Origin of the sequence: Novosphingopyxis sp. YJ-S2-01 (assembly GCF_016093175.1) — a bacterium.
GTDB classification, from domain to species: Bacteria; Pseudomonadota; Alphaproteobacteria; order Sphingomonadales; family Sphingomonadaceae; genus Novosphingopyxis; species Novosphingopyxis iocasae.
The window spans coordinates 2,713,746-2,729,858 of the sequence record NZ_JAEDAI010000001.1 but is presented as its reverse complement, the minus strand read 5'-3'; the positions used below and the strand labels follow the sequence as shown (position 1 = coordinate 2,729,858).

Sequence of the window (16,113 nt, the reverse complement as noted above, 5' to 3'; positions counted from 1 at the left end):
AGCGACTGACCATGGCTGACGCGCTGGATTATGACGTTCGAAAGGTGATGGCGGTGCTCCCGCACCGTTATCCCATGCTGCTGGTCGACCGCGTGGTCGAACTGGAAAAAGGCGAAAGCATCAAGGCGGTGAAGGCCGTCACGATGAACGAAGGCTTTTTCCAGGGACACTTCCCCGGCCGTCCGATCATGCCCGGCGTGATGATCGTCGAGGCGCTGGCGCAGGCCGCGGGCGTCTTGGCGATGGAAAGCTTCGATCTGGTCGGATCGAACAAGCTCGTCTATTTCATGGCGATTGAGAACGCGAAGTTCCGTGCGCCGGTAGAACCAGGCTGTTTGCTGGAGCTCAACGTCTCCTTCCTGCAGAAGCGCGCGCGCGTGTGCCGGTTCGAAGGCAAGGCCATGATCGGCGATCAGCTTGCCGCCGAAGCCAGCTTCACCGCGATGATCGCGGACCCGCCTTCCGCCAGCTGACCCGCCCAGAGCGTAGCACACCGCTTGCCAATTCCTGCGCGCGCCGTTAAGGCGCGCGCTTTCCTCCCCATGGCCGTTCGGAAACCGGCCTGCAATCGGAGCCTAAGCGCATGAAAAAAGATCTTCACCCCGATTACCACATGATCAAGGTCCAGATGACCGACGGCACCGTGTTCGAGACCCGCTCGACCTGGGGCGCGGAAGGCGACACGCTGCAGCTGGATATCGATCCCACCTCGCACCCGGCATGGACCGGCGGCAACCAGCGCCTGATGGATCAGGGCGGCCAGGTAGCACGCTTCAACAAGCGCTTCGGCGGGCTCAGCCTCAAGAAGTAATCCGGCGCGGGTTCTTCGCGAACCCCCGGTATCTTTCAAAACCGCCATCGCGGAAGCTTGGGCTGCCCGCGGTGGCGGTTTCTTTATAGGCGCAGCCCCGGCATCAGCGCGCGCCACAGCAACAGCTTGCGCCGCAAGATTTCGGAGGCGCGCTCCGGGTCCGTGCGCAGGAACCGCACGCGGGTTCCGGGCCGTAGCTGGCCGATGCTGTGCCGGTCCGCACGGATCACCTGCGCAATGCGCGGATAGCCGCCCGTCGTCTGCGCATCGACGCCCAGCAAAAAGGGCTTGCCCGAAGGCGGCGCCTGTACGGTGCCCGGAAATACCGCCGCGCTGGCGATACCCGAAGGGGCGGGGCGCAAGGCCGTGCACTCCAGCTCGCAACCGATGCGATTGGCACGGTTGCCGATCGTGATGGCATGTTCGAACAGCGCGCGCCGCCCCTCGGCATCCAGCCGATCGTATTCGGGCCCGGGCACGGCGTGGAGCCCGATCTCGTCCGTCATTGTCAGTCGGTAGCTGTCCGGCACATGCCGCTCCTCGCCCGCATCGTCGCGGGTAAAGCCTAGCTCCATTCCCGCGCGCAACACCGGCTTGCCGATAGCCGCGGGCAGATAGGAGGAGGTGCCGCCGAGCAGTTCGGGCGCGTCGAAGCCGCCTGTGATGGCCAGATAGCTGCGAACGCCGTGTCGCGCGCTGTGAACATGCAGCACCGATCCCGCGTCGAGTCGGTGGCTGCGCTGCGTGTCTACGCCGCGCCCATCGATATCCGCGCTGTCGGCCGCGCCGCAGACCGCGATGGTCGCAGGCGAATCGAATCGGAAGCTGGCGCCCGAAAGCGTGATTTCCAGCGCTGCCACATCTGGCGCATTGCCCACGCACCAATTGGCAAGCGCATGGCTGATGGGGTCGGCCGGGCCTGCGCCGGGGAGGGCGATGTGCCGCCGCCCCGCCATTGGCCGACCCTGCAGGCTGGTCTGCAGGCCGCCATCAAGAATGTGCATCCGCGCCATCAGCGGCTTGCCATTTCGTCAAATTGCGCGCGATCGATCGCTTCAAACCGCACGCTAGTGCCAGCGGAGAGCAGGGCGGGTTGATCCCGCGACGCATCGAACAGCGCCATCGGCGTCCGTCCGATCAGCGGCCAACCGCCCGGCCCCTCGAACGGGTAAAGTCCGCACAGTCCGCCAAGCAGCCCGATCGAGCCGGCGGGAACAGACTGGCGCGGCTCGCTTAGGCGGTCGATATCCGGAATATCGCCTTCCGCGCGGCAATAGGCGAAGCCGGGCTGGAAGCCGATAATGTCCACCGTCCACGCCTGCGCGGCGTGCCAAAAGGGCAGATCGTCCACCGGGATGCCAAGCCGGTCCGCCACTATGCCCGCATCGGGTGCGAACTGCGCATCGTAACATACTGCAATCACCTGCTCGCGCGCCGCAGCGGCGGCACGCGCATCGGACCGATCGAGCTGCCGGGAGAATAGGGCGCGCGCCGTAGCGGGATCGGTGCGTTCCGGATCGAACCGGACGCTCAGGCTGTCCAGCCCGGGCACGACCTCCTCCCAGTCATCGGCGCGCAGCAAATGTTCGGTGGCGGCGTGACGGCGGCTGCGATCCGGCATTGGCGCGCTAACCCAGTCGTCGGCGGTGAAGAAGCTGCTCATCGACCGGCCGCCGGTTCGATCGTGAGGCCTGCCTCCTCCAGCGCCGCGCGGATCGCGGCGGCGCTTTCCAGCGCGGCATCACTGTCGCTGTGAAGGCAAAGCGTGTCGGCCCGGATGCGCAGCGACGTACCGCCCTCTGCCTCGATGGCATCGCCCGTGGCGAAAGCGCGGGCTTGCGCGGCGCGGGCAGCGGGATCGGCGATTACGGCGCCGTCCCGGCCGCGGGGGACGAGACGCGCGGCATCGGTGTAGCGCCGGTCCACAAAAGCCTCGGCAATGAACGGAAGGCCCGCAGAGCGCGCCGCCGCCTCAACGTGCGAATCGGCAAGGCCTACCAGCGGCGTGCCGGGCGAAGCGGCGGCGCAGATATCGGCCATCAGCTTCGCGAGCGCCGCATCGTCTGCCATGTCGTTATAGAGCGCGCCATGCGGTTTGATGTGGTGGATCGGCACCTCCGCTTGATCTGCCGCGGCAGCAAAGGCGGCGATCTGCGCGCGCAGACTGTCCGTCAACGACTCGGCAGAAATGTCGAGCGATCGGCGCCCGAAATGCTCCCGGTCCGGATAGCTCGGATGCGCGCCCGCTGCGACGCCGCGCTCCTTCGCCGCTGCCAGCATCGCCGCCATGCTCTTCGCATCGCCGGCGTGGCCGCCGCATGCGACGTTGCAGCTGGTTACGATGTCCAGGATCGCAATGTCGCGCGCGGCCGATTCGGGCATCTCACCAAGGTCTGCATTGAGATCGATCTGTGCTGTCATGGCCATAACCCTAGCGCGCGGAGGACGAGACGGGTTCCGAGAAGCAGGCAGATCAGCCACACCAGCCCCGCTCCCCATAGAAGAGGCGCGCCCGTGCTGCGCGAACGGTGGATCAACCAGACGAGGATGCCCGCGACGATCGGCAGCAGCAGCCCGTTGGCCACCTGCGCGACCAGGATGATGGCCACCAGATCCGCCCCGGTTGCCGCCACGAGGGTACCGATCAGGACGATCAGCGTCGCCGTAATGCGGAAGACGAGGCGCTTCGGATCGCCGCCGGGCCACAGTTCGGACAGAATATAGCCCGTCGCCATCGGTGCGGTGACCGATGAGGTAAGTCCCGCGCCGAACAGCCCTGCGCCGATGGCGTAGCGGGCGAGGGGGCCGTAGACCGGCTCCACCTGCCGCGCGATGTCGGCGGCGTTGCCGATGCCGCCGCCCACGCCGCTCGCCGCCGCCGTTATCAGGATCGCGATCGAGACGAGCGCGCCGAGGCCGATCGAAACGATCGTCTCCAGCCGCATTTCGGCAGGGTTTTCGTCCGCGCTCCAGCGCTCGCGCGAGGCCGCGGCGTGCAGGAACAGATTGTAGGGCACGATGGTGGTGCCGATCAGCGCGATCGCGGTGAACAGGCCGCCTTCGGGAATGCGCGGCACGAGGCCCGCCAGAAGCGCGCCCGGATCGGGCCGCACTGCGATGCAGGCGGTGAGGAAGGCGAGGCTCATCAGCATGACGAGCGCCACCAGCAGGCGCATCAGCCATTTCACCTGTCCGAAAGCGAGCAGGCCTGCGGCCACCGCGCCGATGCACAGCGCCGGCCAGGGGGCGGGCGCGTTCCAGCCGATAGCGCCGAGGCCCAGCGCCGCACCCCCGATATTACCGCTTTCATAGGCGGCATTGCCGAGGCCCAAGGCGACGACGATGAGGAGGCCGAGCGCCAGCTTGGTGGGCGCGGAACCGGCGCTGTCCACCATGGCGCGTGCCAAGCCCTGTCCGCGCAGCACGGCGACCCGCGCGGCGGCATATTGCAGCGTGATCGTCGCGATGCCCGCAAACACCAACGCCCAAAGCAGCGTCATGCCGAAATCGACACCCGCCACGGAACAGGCGGTGACGGTACCGGGGCCGATGAACGCGGCGGCCACCAGCATGCCGGGCCCCGGTTTATAGCGCGCCATCGGTTCCCCTCTGCATTGTCTGCCCCCTCGTTCGAACCCGCTTCGGGGTAGCCTGATGCACCCATGCTCGGCAACGGTCTTGCGCTCCGGCCCGCACGGCCTTACAGAGCGCCCTTCTCGGCAGCATGGACTGCCCGTGGCGATCGTAGCTCAGATGGTTAGAGCGCCGGTTTGTGGTACCGGAGGTCGGGGGTTCGAGACCCCTCGATCGCCCCATTTTTCTCCTGTTCGTAGATTTCGATGACGACGTCCGTGCGCAACGGATGGCGACAAAGCGGTGACAAACCGCGTCGGTATGATTATTGCGCGTTCGAGACCGTTAATTTCGATCACGACAGGGAACCCGCCGATGCAATCGCTCTGGTCACATAAGGATTACGACGCGCACGAGACCGTGCATTATGCCAACGACATCGGCTCCGGCCTGTCGGCGATCGTCGCGGTGCACTCCACCCATCTCGGGCCCGGCACCGGCGGTACGCGCTTTTGGCATTATGCCGACAAGGCCGACGCGCTGACCGATGTGCTGCGTCTTTCGCGCGGTATGAGCTACAAGAACGCCATGGCGGGTCTGCCGCTCGGCGGCGGCAAGGGTGTGATTCTGGCGGGCGAAGCGCGCGAGAAGACCAAAGATATGCTGGCCGCCTATGGCCGCGCCATCGATTCGCTTGGCGGTCGCTACGTCACGGCGGAAGACGTCGGCATCAACGACAGCGACATGGTCGAGATCGCCAAGCAGACCAAATATGTCTCCGGCCTGCCGCAGGAAGATGCAAGCGAGGCGGGCGGCGATCCCGGCCCGTTCACCGCGCGCGGCGTCTATCTGGGCGTGTGCGCAGCGGTGCGCCACAAGCTGGGCCGCGAATCGATGGACGGCGTGCATGTCGCCATCCAGGGCGTCGGCAGCGTGGGCGGCGGGCTTGCCCGTCTGCTCGCCAAGGACGGCGCGAAGCTGACCATCGCGGATATGGACAAGGACCGCGCCGCCGCGCTCGCTTCTGAAACCGGCGCCGAGCAGGTTGGTCTGTCAGACATTATGCGCGTGGAGGCGGATGTGTTCAGCCCCAATGCGCTTGGCGCGATCCTGGACGAGGTTTCGATTGCGAACCTCAACGTGCCGATCGTGGCTGGCGGCGCGAACAACCAGATCGCCCGTCCCGACGATGCGCAGCGCCTAATGGATCGCGGCATCCTCTATGCGCCGGATTATGTGATCAACGCCGGCGGCGTCATCAATATCGGCCTGGAATATCTGGGCGAAGCCTCGGTAGACGAGGTCAATGCGCGGATCGACAAGATCCCCGAGCGTCTGGAAGCGATCTGGCAGCGCAGCGAGTCCGAGGGCGTTCCCTCCGCCAATGTCGCGGACCGCATGGCACGGGAATTGATCGGACGCTGAACCCATGCCCCGCGCCTCTGCTCCGGCGGCGGCGCGGGACCATGACGGCAGCTTCGTTCGATTGGTCGTTGATTCCGCCCCATCCGCCTTTCCTTGGCGCGCAAAACCGCCTAGTTTCGGCGCAAGCTCATGCATCGTTTCGCCAACCCCGCCAGATTTCTGAAAATCGCCCGTCCGATGACCGCGGCCCTGTTCTGGAGCGGGCTGGCATTGACCGTCGGTGCCTGCATCTGGGGGCTGGCCGTCGCACCTGCGGACAGACTGATGGGCGAGACGGTGCGTATCCTCTACATCCATGTGCCGACCGCATGGCTTGGCATGGGCGGCTGGGTGGCCATTGCCATTGCCAGCGTGGTCCAGCTGGTCTGGCGGCATCCGCTGGCCGGCATCGCCGCGCGCGCGGCGGCCTTGCCGGGCGCGGTGTTTGCGGGGCTGTGCCTGCTCTCCGGTTCGATCTGGGGCCGGCCGACCTGGGGCACCTGGTGGGTGTGGGACGGGCGGCTGACCTCGATGCTCGTGCTGTTTTTCCTTTATATCGGCTATATCGCGCTCGTCAGCGCGACCAGCGAGCGCGGGCAGACCAGCCGCATCGCCGCTATTTTCGGCATCATCGGCGCGGTCAACATCCCCGTTATCAACCGATCGGTGGTGTGGTGGCAGACCCTGCATCAGCCGCCCAGCATCACCCTGTCCGGCTCCACGATCGACAGCTCCTTCCTGTGGCCGCTGCTCGCCAGCGTGCTGGGCTTTTCGCTCCTTTTCGGCGCGATCGTGCTGATGCGCATGCGTGCCGCGCTAGCCGATATCCGCGTCGAGGCGCGGTTGCAGAGGCTCGCGGCGGCATGACCCAGTGGACCTATGTCATCCTCGCTTATGGCGCAGTGCTGGTCGGAATGGCCGGGCTGGTGGTCGCCAGCTATGGCGCGATGCGCAAGGCGGAGCGCAGCGCGGAGGCTTTGAAGCGCAAATGAAGGCGAAGCATCAGCGTCTCACGCTTGTCGTCCTCGCCGTGGTCGCGCTGATCGGCGCGGGGCTGCTTGCCATGCTCGGTCTCAAGGATCAGGCCGCCTATTTCTATCAACCCGCCGCGCTGGTGAAGGCCGACGTGCCGCCGGGCCAGGCGATCCGCCTGGGCGGGCTCGTCATGCCAGGCACGATCAAACATGCCGCAGACGGCGTCACCACCGATTTCCGCGTGGGCGACGGAGAAGCGACGGTGCCGGTCACCTATCGCGGCATCGTGCCGGATCTGTTCACCGAAGGATCGGGCGTGGTTGCTACCGGCCGCATGGATGGTACGGGCACATTCGTGGCGGACAACTTGCTTGCCAAACATGACGAGAATTACGTCCCGCGTGAGCTTGGCAATATCGACAAGGCGGCAGTAATCAGCGAGAGTCAGACGCTGGTCAAATGATGGTCTCTACCTCATGATCGCCGAGGCCGGCCTTGCCGCCCTGTGGCTCGCCGCGGCGATGGCGCTGCTGCAGACCTTCGCGGGTTTTGGCGGTCTTGGGGATCGGCTGGCCCAGCTAACCGCATCGCTGCGCGGCTTCGCCGTGGCGCAGGGGCTACTGAGCCTGACCGCTTTCGCGATGCTGCTCTGGCTTTTCGCGCGCACGGATCTGTCGGTCGGACTGGTCGCGCTTAACAGCCATATCGACAAGCCGATGCTCTATAAAATCGCCGGCGCGTGGGGCAATCATGAAGGCTCGATGCTGCTATGGGTCACGGTGCTGTCGCTCACCGGTGGATTGATCGCGCTTCTGGAGCGCAAGCTCGATGCGCGCAGCTTTGCCGCCACGCTGGGTGCGCAGGGTGTCATCGCGCTCGGATTCTACGCCTTCCTGCTGTTCTCCTCGAACCCGTTTGCGCGGCTCAGCCCGCCTGCGCCGACGGGGCAGGGGCTCAATCCGCTGCTGCAGGACCCTGGCCTCGCCTTCCACCCGCCTACGCTCTACATCGGCTATGTCGGCCTGTCGGTGGCCTTTTCCTTTGCTGTGGGCGCGATGCTGACCGGCAAGGCGGGCCCGGCTTTTGCCCGCGCGATGCGGCCCTGGGTGCTGATCAGCTGGATATTCCTCACCCTCGGCATCACCGCGGGCAGTTACTGGGCCTATTACGAGCTTGGCTGGGGCGGCTGGTGGTTCTGGGACCCGGTCGAGAACGCATCGCTGATGCCCTGGCTCGCGGCGACGGCGCTCTTGCATTCGGTTTCCGTCCTCGCCGCGCGCGATGCGCTGCGCGCCTGGACGATCATGCTCGCTCTCACCGCCTTTGCCATGTCGATGATCGGCACGTTTCTGGTCCGCTCGGGGATCCTGACGAGCGTCCACGCTTTCGCCGTGGACCCGGAGCGCGGCACCTTCATCCTAGTCCTCCTTGCGCTTTATATCGGCGGGGCGCTCGTCCTCTTCGGCACGCGCATCGGCAGTGTAAGACAGGGCGCGCCGTTCCATTTGTTCAGCCGCGAGGGCGGGTTGGTCGCCAACAACATCTTGCTGTCCGCGATCTTGGCAATCGTGTTGATCGGCACGCTCTATCCGCTGATTGCAGAGGGTCTGTTCGGCGAGCAGCTCTCGGTCGGCCCGCCTTATTTCGACAAGACGACGGTGCCGGTCGCGCTGGTCTTGATGCTGTTCTTGGCCGCCGGGCCGTTGCTGCGCTGGCGGCGCGACGGATCGGGCAGCTTGCCGAGAAAGCTGGTGCTGCCCGCAGGGGCGAGCGTCGTCGCGCTGATCCTGCTGCTGGTGCTGGCGCCCGGAACGGGGATCCTGCCGCTGCTCGGGCTGGTCTTTGCCGCCGGACTCGCGGTGGCGAGCATCGTGCCGCTATGGGGCCGCAAGCTGCTGCGCACGCCGCTGCCCATCTGGGGCATGGTGCTGGCGCATCTGGGCGTTGCCGTCTCGGTTGTGGGCATGGCGTCTGAAAGCGGGTTCACGCAGGAACGTCTTGCTGCCGTGCGTTACGGCGAGGAGCTGCAAGTTGGCGGCTGGAAGGTGCAGCTGCTCGGTCTCGATCCGGTGGCAGGGCCGAATTGGACCGCGATCGAGGCGCGCGTGCTCGCCAAGAACGGCGACGCGCGCTGGATCCTGCACCCGCAGTCGCGCAGCTATTCCTCGCCCGTCATGCAGACCAATGAGGCGGCGCTTTTGAGCCGTTGGAACGGGCAGCTGTACGCCACTCTGGGCGCGCAGGATGAACAAGGACGCTGGCAGCTCCGCCTCTGGTGGAAGCCGTTCGTCTCGCTCATCTGGCTGGGCGGTGTAATGATCGCGCTGGGCGGCGGCTTGGCGTTGCTTGGCCGTGTCTGGCGCGGTTTCCGCGCCCGCTTCCCGAAGACGCAGCAGGAGGGTTTCGCATGAGCCGCCGCTGGGTCCTGTGGTTCCCGCTCGTCCTGTTCGGGTTGATCGTCATGCTGGTTCTGTGGGGTATGAACCGGGATCGCGATGACTTCGTGCGATCCCGCCTGATCGGACAGCCGGTTCCCGAATTCAGCCTGCCGCCCGCCGTAGAGGGCAAGCCGGGCCTTGCCAGCAGCGATCTGGATGATGGCAAGCCGCAGTTCGTGAACTTCTTCGGCAGCTGGTGCATTCCCTGCCGCGCTGAAGCTCCGCAACTGGCGGCGCTGGCGGCGGCGGGCGTGCCGATCACCGGGATTGCCCTGCGCGACGATCCGGCGAACGTCCGTAAGTTCCTCGATCAATATGGCGATCCCTTCACGCGGATCGGCGCAGATCGCGACGGGCGCTTGCAGGTGGTCTTCGGCGCCAGCGGTGTGCCGGAAACCTATCTCGTCGCGCCCGACGGCACGATCCTCCTGCAGCATATCGGCGATATCCGAGCGGAGGATGTGCCCGAACTCCTCCGGGCTTGGAAGGACGCGGCATGATGCGGCTTTTCGCCCTGTTGGCGCTCGCCTTCTGCGTCGCCGCGCCGCTGGCCGCACAGAATGACGGCGGCGTCGACGCGCCGTTCGCCAATGAACAATTGTCCGATCCCGCGCAGGAAACTGCCGCGCGCGATCTGATGTATGAAATCCGCTGCGTGCAGTGCCAGAGCCAGTCGATCGCGGATAGCGACGCACCGATTGCCGGTGCCATGCGCAGTGAGGTGCGCAGCCGCATCGCCGCGGGGCAGTCCGCCGACGATGTGCGCGGCTATCTCATCCAGCGCTATGGCGATTACATCACTTACGATCCGCCGGTCAGCCCGCTTACCTGGCCGCTCTGGTTCGCGCCGATCCTGATTATCGGCTTCGGCATCTGGCTTGCCTGGGGACGGTTCAAGCGATGATCGGCTGGGCCATCATGATTGCGCTGGCGCTCATGGTGTTTGCGGGCCTCTGGCTCGTCGGCGGCATGACGCGCCCGGTGTTCCAGCTGGTCGCCGCGGCCATCCTGCTCGCTTTTGCCGGTTATCAATGGCAGGGACGGCCTAGTCTTCCCGGCGCGCCCGGACAGCCCGAAGAAGCGCGCGAAGAGGTGACGGCCTCGCTCATCGACATGCGCAGCCTGATGGATCGCAACTTCACGCCGGCCAAACGCTATATTCTGCCGTCGGACGGCTATGCCCGGCGCGGGGATTATGAGGGGGCGGTGCAAATCCTGCGTGGCGGCCTCAAGACCGATCCGCGAAATGCGGACCTGTGGACGGCCGTGGGCCTCGATCTCATGATGGCATCGGACGGTAAGTTGCCACCAGCAGCCAAGCTCGCTTTCGAGCGCGCCCGTGCACTTGATCCGCGCCATCCCGGCCCTGTCTATTTCACCGGGCTTGCCGCCCTGCGCGATGGGAATCCGGAGGATGCGCTGATCCTCTGGTCCAGCCTGCTCAGCGGCGACTACCGCGCGGGCGAATGGCGCGAAAAGGTGCGGCCGCAGGCCGAGGCGCTGGCACAGATGCTATCGGGCGCCATGGCGGCCCAACAGGCCGTACAGCAAGCGCCGTCACAGAGCGGGACAGCCGCGGACAGCCCCCGTTAGCGCGCAATTGCACAGACCATCGCGGCGTGCTAATTGCCGCGCTTCTCCGCCCTTGGCGGCGCAACGCAATGGCAAGCGATAAAGCGAGCCGATCCATGGTCCTCGGGGCAATTTCTTACATGACTGGCTGGACACTTCGTGCCTGACGATTCGCAGATGGTGAGCGCCCACACGCGCCGAGACGCCCCCAGTGCCAAGGCGAAGCTCGCGTTCAGTGCGGTGGGCATCGTTTTCGGCGATATCGGCACCAGTCCGATCTACGCCTTTCGCGAAACCTTTGTCGGGCCGCACCCGCTCGCGATTGACCGCATCCATATCTTCGGCGTCGTCAGCCTGATCCTGTGGTCGATGGTGCTGGTGGTGGCGATCAAATATGTCATCATCCTGATGCGCGCCGACAACAAGGGGCAGGGCGGTACGCTCGCCCTGCTCGCGCTGCTGATGCGGCAGGTGAATTCGGCCAAGCGCGGATCACTGATCGTGATCCTGGGTGTTTTCGCGACTGCCCTGTTTTATGGCGACTCGATGATCACGCCGGCCATATCGGTGCTATCGGCGGTCGAGGGGATCACCGTCGTGCAGGCTGGCATGGAGCCGCTGGTAGTGCCCATCGCGGTGGTACTGTTGATCATGTTGTTCATGATCCAAAAGAGCGGCACCAGCAAAGTGGGTGCGCTCTTCGCGCCGGTAATGATCGTCTATTTCGTGACGTTGGCGGTGCTGGGGATCATCCAGATCGTCCAGAATCCGGTGATCCTCTATGCGATCAACCCCTATTACGCGTTGCAGTTCTTCCTGGTGGACAAGTGGATCGCGTTCCTGGCGCTGGGGTCGGTCGTCCTCGCGGTGACCGGGTCAGAGGCGCTCTATGCGGATATGGGCCATTTCGGCAAAGGGCCGCTGCGCCTCAGCTGGTTCGGCTTCGTGATGCCCGCGCTGCTCATCAACTATTTCGGCCAGGGCGCGATGATCGACGCGCTGGACGGCGCGGCGGCGCAGCAGGCGATGGAAAACCCGTTCTTCCTGCTGGCGCCCGATATGCTGCGCCTGCCGATGGTAATCCTTGCCACCATGGCCACCTTCATTGCCAGCCAGGCGGTGATCTCCGGCGCGTTCTCCGTCACCCATCAGGCAATCCAGCTCGGCTTCGTGCCGCGCCTTTCGACGCAGCACACCAGCGTCTCCGAACAGGGCCAGATCTACATCCCGATCATCAACTGGGTGCTGATGATCGCGGTGCTGCTGCTGGTCGTTACCTTCCGCAACAGCTCCAACCTCGCCTCGGCCTACGGCATTGCGGTGACGGGGGCGATGCTGATCGACACCTGCTTGCTCGCGGTGCTGCTCGTCAGCGTATGGCGCTGGAAGCTGTGGTGGGTGGTACCCTTGGTCGGCATCTTCTTCATCGTCGACGGCGCCTATTTCGCCGCCAACACCACCAAGATCCCCGATGGCGGCTGGTTCCCGCTGCTGGTCGGTGCCTTCGCCTTCACGCTGCTCACCACATGGTCCAAGGGCCGCAAGCTGATGCGGGAGCGGATGATGGAGGTTGCGCTGCCGATCGAGATCTTCACCAAGTCCGCGAAAAGCAGCGCGACGCGCGTGCCCGGCACCGCCATCTTCATGGCGTCGAGCACCCGCGGCGTGCCATCGGCGCTGCTCCACAACATCAAGCACAACAAGGTGCTGCATGAGCGCGTGGTCATCCTGACCGTGGAAATCCAGGACGTGCCGTTCGTCGATGAAAGCGAGCGGTACAATATGACCGATCTGGGCGACGGCTTCTATCGCATGATCCTGCATTATGGCTTCATGCAGGAAACCAATGTGCCGCTGGCGCTGCTCAACATCGACCATTGCGGCGGCGAGTTCGACATGATGCAGACGAGCTTCTTCCTGTCACGCCAGACGCTGCTGCCGTCCGAAAAGCCGGCAATGGCGGTATGGCGCGAAAAGCTGTTCGCCTGGATGCTCCGCAATGCGGCCACGGCGATGGAGTTCTTCCGTCTGCCCACTAACCGCGTGGTGGAATTGGGCAGCCAGGTTCGGATTTAAAGAAGGCTTCCCCGCGCGTTCGGGGGGAAGCGTTACAGCCGCAGTTCCAGCAGGAACTCGTCGTCACGGTGATTGCCGACCCAGAAGTCGATATCGGCGATCTTCTTGAAACCGAAGCGCGCGTAGAAGGCCTGCGCGCGCACATTTTCCGCCCAGACAGAGAGCTGTACCGCGTCCGCGCTGCGCAGCCGCGCTTCAGCCAGCGCCCAGGCGGTAAGCGATGCTCCGATGCCCTGTCCGGTGCGATTCGGTGCAGTATAAAGCTGGCTCAGCGCAATCGGCTGCGCGGCGTCGCTATGTTCGCGAAATCCACTGTCGAGCGCGATCTTACAGAAGCCCGCCAGGCCGCCGCCATCTTCCGCAAGTCGATGAAGCAGCCGTGGATCGGCAATTTCGCTCGCCACCGCGTCGACATCATAAACCGTCTCCAGAAAGGTCTGAAGGTCGGCGGGGTCGTAGAGATGCTCGAACGCAGCGCGGAAGCTGTCGCGGCCCAAATCGGCCAAAGCGGGGGCGTCTTCGGGGCGGGCGTCGCGCAGGATCATGGCGAAAGGACGCGCCCCGCTCAGGCGAGCATCGAGCGCGCGCCCTTCACGAATTTGTCCGTGCCTTCCTTGCTCGAAACATCGGCACGCGGCGGCACCTGCATCGCCCGCTCAACGGCGGGGCGGGCGCGGATGCGATCATGCCAGGCTTTCAGCTTGGGATAGTCTTCCAAAGACAATTCGGGCCACTTATAGGCCGCGACCCAAGGAAAGCAGGCCATATCGGCGATGCCGTAATCGGCACCGATATAGCCGTCTTCGCCGAGATGTTTTTCGAGGACGCCGAAGAGCCGGTAGCTCTCCCGCTCATAACGCTCGATCGCGGCGGGTAGCTTTTCCGGGAAGTAGCGTCTGAAGACGTTGAGCTGGCCCATCATGGGGCCAAGCCCGCCCATCTGCCACATCAGCCATTGCGTTTGGACCGAGCGTTCCTTGGGATCGGACGGCCAGAATTTGCCTGTCTTTTCGGCGAGATAGAGCAGAATGGCGCCGGACTCGAACACTGCGAAATCGCCCGCGTCCCGATCGACGATGGCCGGAATGCGGCCATTGGGATTAATGGCCAGAAATTCCGGCGTCTTCTGATCATTGTCGGACAGCGACAGGAAATGCGGGTGATATTCGATGCCCGCTTCCTCCAGATAGATGGCGATCTTGTACCCGTTGGGCGTGGCGGCGGTGTAGAAATCGATCATTGAGGAACCTGCCATTCGCGTTGGTTGGGCACCATCCGCGTCACGACCGGGGCATCGAACCCCTGCGCACCGATGGTGATTTGCTGTGGGCCGGTCTTGCCGCTGGCGGCAAGGCAGGCGGCGATTTCGAAGATCTCGTCACGCGCATCCTGGCTCAGCGCATCCCAGCTCTCCCGGTCGACAATGGGATTGACGCCCCCCGAGATCCAGACGCCCAGATCCTGATAATATTTCTGGCGTGCGGTGCAGCCTTCCAGCCGCTTCTGCTGGAAGTTCAGCTCCTCCTTCGCGGCCTGCGTCGGCACCGGGCCGAGCGCGGTCATGTCACTGTTGTCCTTGGCGTCCTCGGCTTTCATCGCCGGCGAATCGCCGCAACTGCTCAAGGTCATTGCCAGCAGCGCGGCCGCCAGCATGCTCTTCCTGATCACGTGATTTTCCTCTCGCCGCATCACCGTTGCCCCATCGTCACAATGTGCCGGAGGCAGCAAAGTTTCATGCGCGATAGGCGGTGTCGAGCGCACCCTTGGCCGCGCGATATTCGCTCTCGATGCGATCCACCAGCTCGGCCACGCTGCCACGTGAGCGCACCGCGCCGATGCCTTGGCCCGATCCCCAGATGTCCTTCCACGCCTTGGCCTTGCTGTTGCCGCCCGAACCGAAGTTCATTTTGCTAGGATCGCTCTCGGGCAGATTGTCGGGATCGAGGCCCGATGCCTCGATCGACTGGCGCAGATAATTGCCGTGTACGCCCGTGAAGAGGTTGGAATAGACAATGTCGGAGGCGTTGGCCTCCACGATATTGTCCTTGTACCCCTCGGCCGCATTGGCCTCGTCCGTCGCGATGAAGGCGCTGCCGATATAGGCGAAGTCCGCGCCCATTGCCTGCGCGGCGAGCACCGAGCGACCGTGCGCGATCGATCCGGAGAGCGCCACCGGCCCATCGAACCATTCGCGAATTTCCTGCATAAGGGCGAAGGGGGAGAGCGTGCCGGCATGGCCGCCTGCGCCCGCTGCCACGGGAATAAGTCCGTCCGCGCCCTTTTCGATCGCCTTGTGCGCGAACTTGTCGTTGATCACGTCGTGCATCACGATACCGCCCCAATCGTGGATCGCCGCGTTCACTTCCTCGCGCGCGCCGAGCGAGCTGATCGTCAGCGGCACCTTCCACTTGGCGCAGGTGACGAGGTCTTCTTCCAGCCGGTTGTTGGTTTTGTGCACGATCTGGTTGACCGCATAGGGCGCGGCCGGTCGATCGGGATTGTCTCGGTTGTGCGCGGCGAGTTCTTCGGTGATCTGGTGCAGCCATTCGTCCAGCTGCGCCTGCGGACGGGCATTCAGCGCCGGAAAGCTCCCCACGATCCCCGCCTTGCACTGCGCGATGACCATTTCCGGGCATGAAACGATGAACAGCGGCGATCCGATGACCGGCAGGCGCAGATGGTCGAACAGCGGGGAGGGAAGGGACATGGGCTCTCCTAAAACCGATTGCGGATTGAAACTGACTTAAAGCGCAAGCCGGGTCATGTGTCAAAGAAGAGAAGTGGCGCATCGGTAAGGGGGTGTAAACCATCTTGAAATATCGCAGATGCCGGCATCTCGAAGGAACAAGACCTATGGTCTATCGCGTCATCTACATCAGCAGCAGCCGCCGGGTTCAATCCAATGCGGAGATTGATGTGATCCTGCGCAAATCGCAGGAGAACAATCATCGCGCCGGCCTGACCGGTCTGCTTATCTACGACGGAAAGCGTTTCTTCCAGTATCTGGAGGGCGAAGAGGCACAAGTGCGCCGCACCCTCGCGCGCATCCGCGCGGACGAACGCCATTACGCGCTGGTGGTGTTGAGCGAGAAGGAAACCGACCGCCGCCAGTTCGGCCAATGGTCCATGGCGGGCCATTATATGTCGCCCGGCGAAAATCTCGAGCAGTGCGTGGAGCGTCTGACGACCGGTTGCGATCCGCATGTCGCTGCAGAACTGCGTGGTTTCGCAACCGTAAGAACGCACGCGGCCTGAGCAGCTCGG

The 16,113-nt window shown here is 64.6% G+C and carries 20 protein-coding genes and 1 tRNA gene; 13 read left to right on the top strand and 8 right to left on the bottom strand.

Annotated elements, in window-relative coordinates; all coding sequences use genetic code 11:
• Positions 1–11 precede the first annotated feature (11 nt).
• Together fabZ and rpmE are read left to right on the top strand one after the other, a co-directional pair.
• Entirely contained in the window at positions 12–473 is a 462-nt protein-coding gene (fabZ, locus tag I6A82_RS13435) for a 3-hydroxyacyl-ACP dehydratase FabZ (RefSeq protein WP_198095282.1), read from the top strand.
• 110 nt (positions 474–583) lie between these two features.
• Positions 584–811, top strand: a complete 228-nt coding sequence (gene rpmE, locus I6A82_RS13430) for a 50S ribosomal protein L31 (RefSeq protein WP_187336851.1) — start codon at positions 584–586, stop codon at positions 809–811.
• 83 nt (positions 812–894) lie between these two features.
• Here rpmE and I6A82_RS13425 read toward each other — a convergent pair whose 3' ends face one another.
• Genes I6A82_RS13425 through I6A82_RS13410 form a run of 4 tightly spaced genes read right to left on the bottom strand, consistent with a single transcriptional unit; the run spans position 895 to position 4,410 of the window.
• Complete coding sequence (locus I6A82_RS13425) at positions 895–1,824, bottom strand: biotin-dependent carboxyltransferase family protein (protein ID WP_198095281.1); 930 nt, start codon at positions 1,822–1,824, stop codon at positions 895–897.
• Entirely contained in the window at positions 1,824–2,474 is a 651-nt protein-coding gene (locus tag I6A82_RS13420; protein ID WP_198095280.1) for a 5-oxoprolinase subunit B family protein, read from the bottom strand. The genes I6A82_RS13425 and I6A82_RS13420 overlap by 1 nt, the downstream gene beginning before the upstream one ends.
• Complete coding sequence (gene pxpA, locus I6A82_RS13415) at positions 2,471–3,232, bottom strand: 5-oxoprolinase subunit PxpA (protein ID WP_198095279.1); 762 nt, start codon at positions 3,230–3,232, stop codon at positions 2,471–2,473. Before pxpA ends, I6A82_RS13420 begins: the two co-directional genes overlap by 4 nt.
• On the bottom strand, positions 3,229–4,410 hold the full coding sequence (locus I6A82_RS13410; protein WP_198095278.1) for an NRAMP family divalent metal transporter: 1,182 nt from the start codon (positions 4,408–4,410) through the stop codon (positions 3,229–3,231). The genes pxpA and I6A82_RS13410 overlap by 4 nt, the downstream gene beginning before the upstream one ends.
• Before the next feature lie 139 nt (positions 4,411–4,549).
• Between I6A82_RS13410 and I6A82_RS13405 the strand changes: the two genes are divergently transcribed.
• The 10 genes from I6A82_RS13405 (at position 4,550) to I6A82_RS13360 (ending at position 12,849) form a co-directional block, all read left to right on the top strand.
• Positions 4,550–4,626: transfer RNA gene (locus I6A82_RS13405), tRNA-His, on the top strand.
• Between the two features lie 133 nt (positions 4,627–4,759).
• Positions 4,760–5,809 carry a Glu/Leu/Phe/Val family dehydrogenase gene (locus I6A82_RS13400; RefSeq protein WP_198095277.1) on the top strand — a complete coding sequence of 350 codons (1,050 nt, stop codon included), beginning with the start codon at positions 4,760–4,762 and terminating at the stop codon, positions 5,807–5,809.
• Positions 5,810–5,938: 129 nt separating this feature from the next.
• A complete protein-coding gene (ccmC, locus tag I6A82_RS13395) occupies positions 5,939–6,655 on the top strand; it encodes a heme ABC transporter permease CcmC (RefSeq protein WP_198095276.1) in 717 nt (238 codons plus the stop codon).
• Positions 6,652–6,780, top strand: a complete 129-nt coding sequence (gene ccmD / locus I6A82_RS13390) for a heme exporter protein CcmD (RefSeq protein ID WP_198095275.1) — start codon at positions 6,652–6,654, stop codon at positions 6,778–6,780. The genes ccmC and ccmD overlap by 4 nt, the downstream gene beginning before the upstream one ends.
• Positions 6,777–7,226, top strand: a complete 450-nt coding sequence (ccmE, locus tag I6A82_RS13385; protein WP_198095274.1) for a cytochrome c maturation protein CcmE — start codon at positions 6,777–6,779, stop codon at positions 7,224–7,226. Before ccmD ends, ccmE begins: the two co-directional genes overlap by 4 nt.
• Before the next feature lie 13 nt (positions 7,227–7,239).
• Complete coding sequence (locus I6A82_RS13380; protein WP_198095273.1) at positions 7,240–9,174, top strand: heme lyase CcmF/NrfE family subunit; 1,935 nt, start codon at positions 7,240–7,242, stop codon at positions 9,172–9,174.
• Complete coding sequence (locus tag I6A82_RS13375; protein WP_198095272.1) at positions 9,171–9,701, top strand: DsbE family thiol:disulfide interchange protein; 531 nt, start codon at positions 9,171–9,173, stop codon at positions 9,699–9,701. Before I6A82_RS13380 ends, I6A82_RS13375 begins: the two co-directional genes overlap by 4 nt.
• Positions 9,698–10,105 carry a cytochrome c-type biogenesis protein gene (locus I6A82_RS13370; protein ID WP_198095271.1) on the top strand — a complete coding sequence of 136 codons (408 nt, stop codon included), beginning with the start codon at positions 9,698–9,700 and terminating at the stop codon, positions 10,103–10,105. The genes I6A82_RS13375 and I6A82_RS13370 overlap by 4 nt, the downstream gene beginning before the upstream one ends.
• Complete coding sequence (locus tag I6A82_RS13365; protein WP_198095270.1) at positions 10,102–10,794, top strand: tetratricopeptide repeat protein; 693 nt, start codon at positions 10,102–10,104, stop codon at positions 10,792–10,794. Before I6A82_RS13370 ends, I6A82_RS13365 begins: the two co-directional genes overlap by 4 nt.
• A gap of 156 nt (positions 10,795–10,950) precedes the next feature.
• Entirely contained in the window at positions 10,951–12,849 is a 1,899-nt protein-coding gene (locus tag I6A82_RS13360; RefSeq protein WP_198095637.1) for a potassium transporter Kup, read from the top strand.
• Positions 12,850–12,881: 32 nt separating this feature from the next.
• On the opposite strand, the gene I6A82_RS13355 is transcribed toward I6A82_RS13360, so the two are convergent.
• The 4 genes from I6A82_RS13355 to I6A82_RS13340 all read right to left on the bottom strand — a co-directional run bounded on the left by I6A82_RS13355 (position 12,882) and on the right by I6A82_RS13340 (position 15,556).
• Complete coding sequence (locus tag I6A82_RS13355) at positions 12,882–13,394, bottom strand: GNAT family N-acetyltransferase (protein ID WP_198095269.1); 513 nt, start codon at positions 13,392–13,394, stop codon at positions 12,882–12,884.
• A 20-nt stretch (positions 13,395–13,414) separates the two neighbouring features.
• Positions 13,415–14,104 carry a glutathione S-transferase family protein gene (locus tag I6A82_RS13350; protein ID WP_232343452.1) on the bottom strand — a complete coding sequence of 230 codons (690 nt, stop codon included), beginning with the start codon at positions 14,102–14,104 and terminating at the stop codon, positions 13,415–13,417.
• Entirely contained in the window at positions 14,086–14,517 is a 432-nt protein-coding gene (locus tag I6A82_RS13345) for a hypothetical protein (protein WP_198095268.1), read from the bottom strand. Before I6A82_RS13345 ends, I6A82_RS13350 begins: the two co-directional genes overlap by 19 nt.
• Before the next feature lie 64 nt (positions 14,518–14,581).
• Entirely contained in the window at positions 14,582–15,556 is a 975-nt protein-coding gene (locus tag I6A82_RS13340; protein WP_198095267.1) for an NAD(P)H-dependent flavin oxidoreductase, read from the bottom strand.
• A 146-nt stretch (positions 15,557–15,702) separates the two neighbouring features.
• On the opposite strand from I6A82_RS13340, the gene I6A82_RS13335 reads away from it, so the two are divergent.
• Positions 15,703–16,104, top strand: a complete 402-nt coding sequence (locus tag I6A82_RS13335) for a BLUF domain-containing protein (protein WP_198095266.1) — start codon at positions 15,703–15,705, stop codon at positions 16,102–16,104.
• Positions 16,105–16,113: the final 9 nt, after the last annotated feature.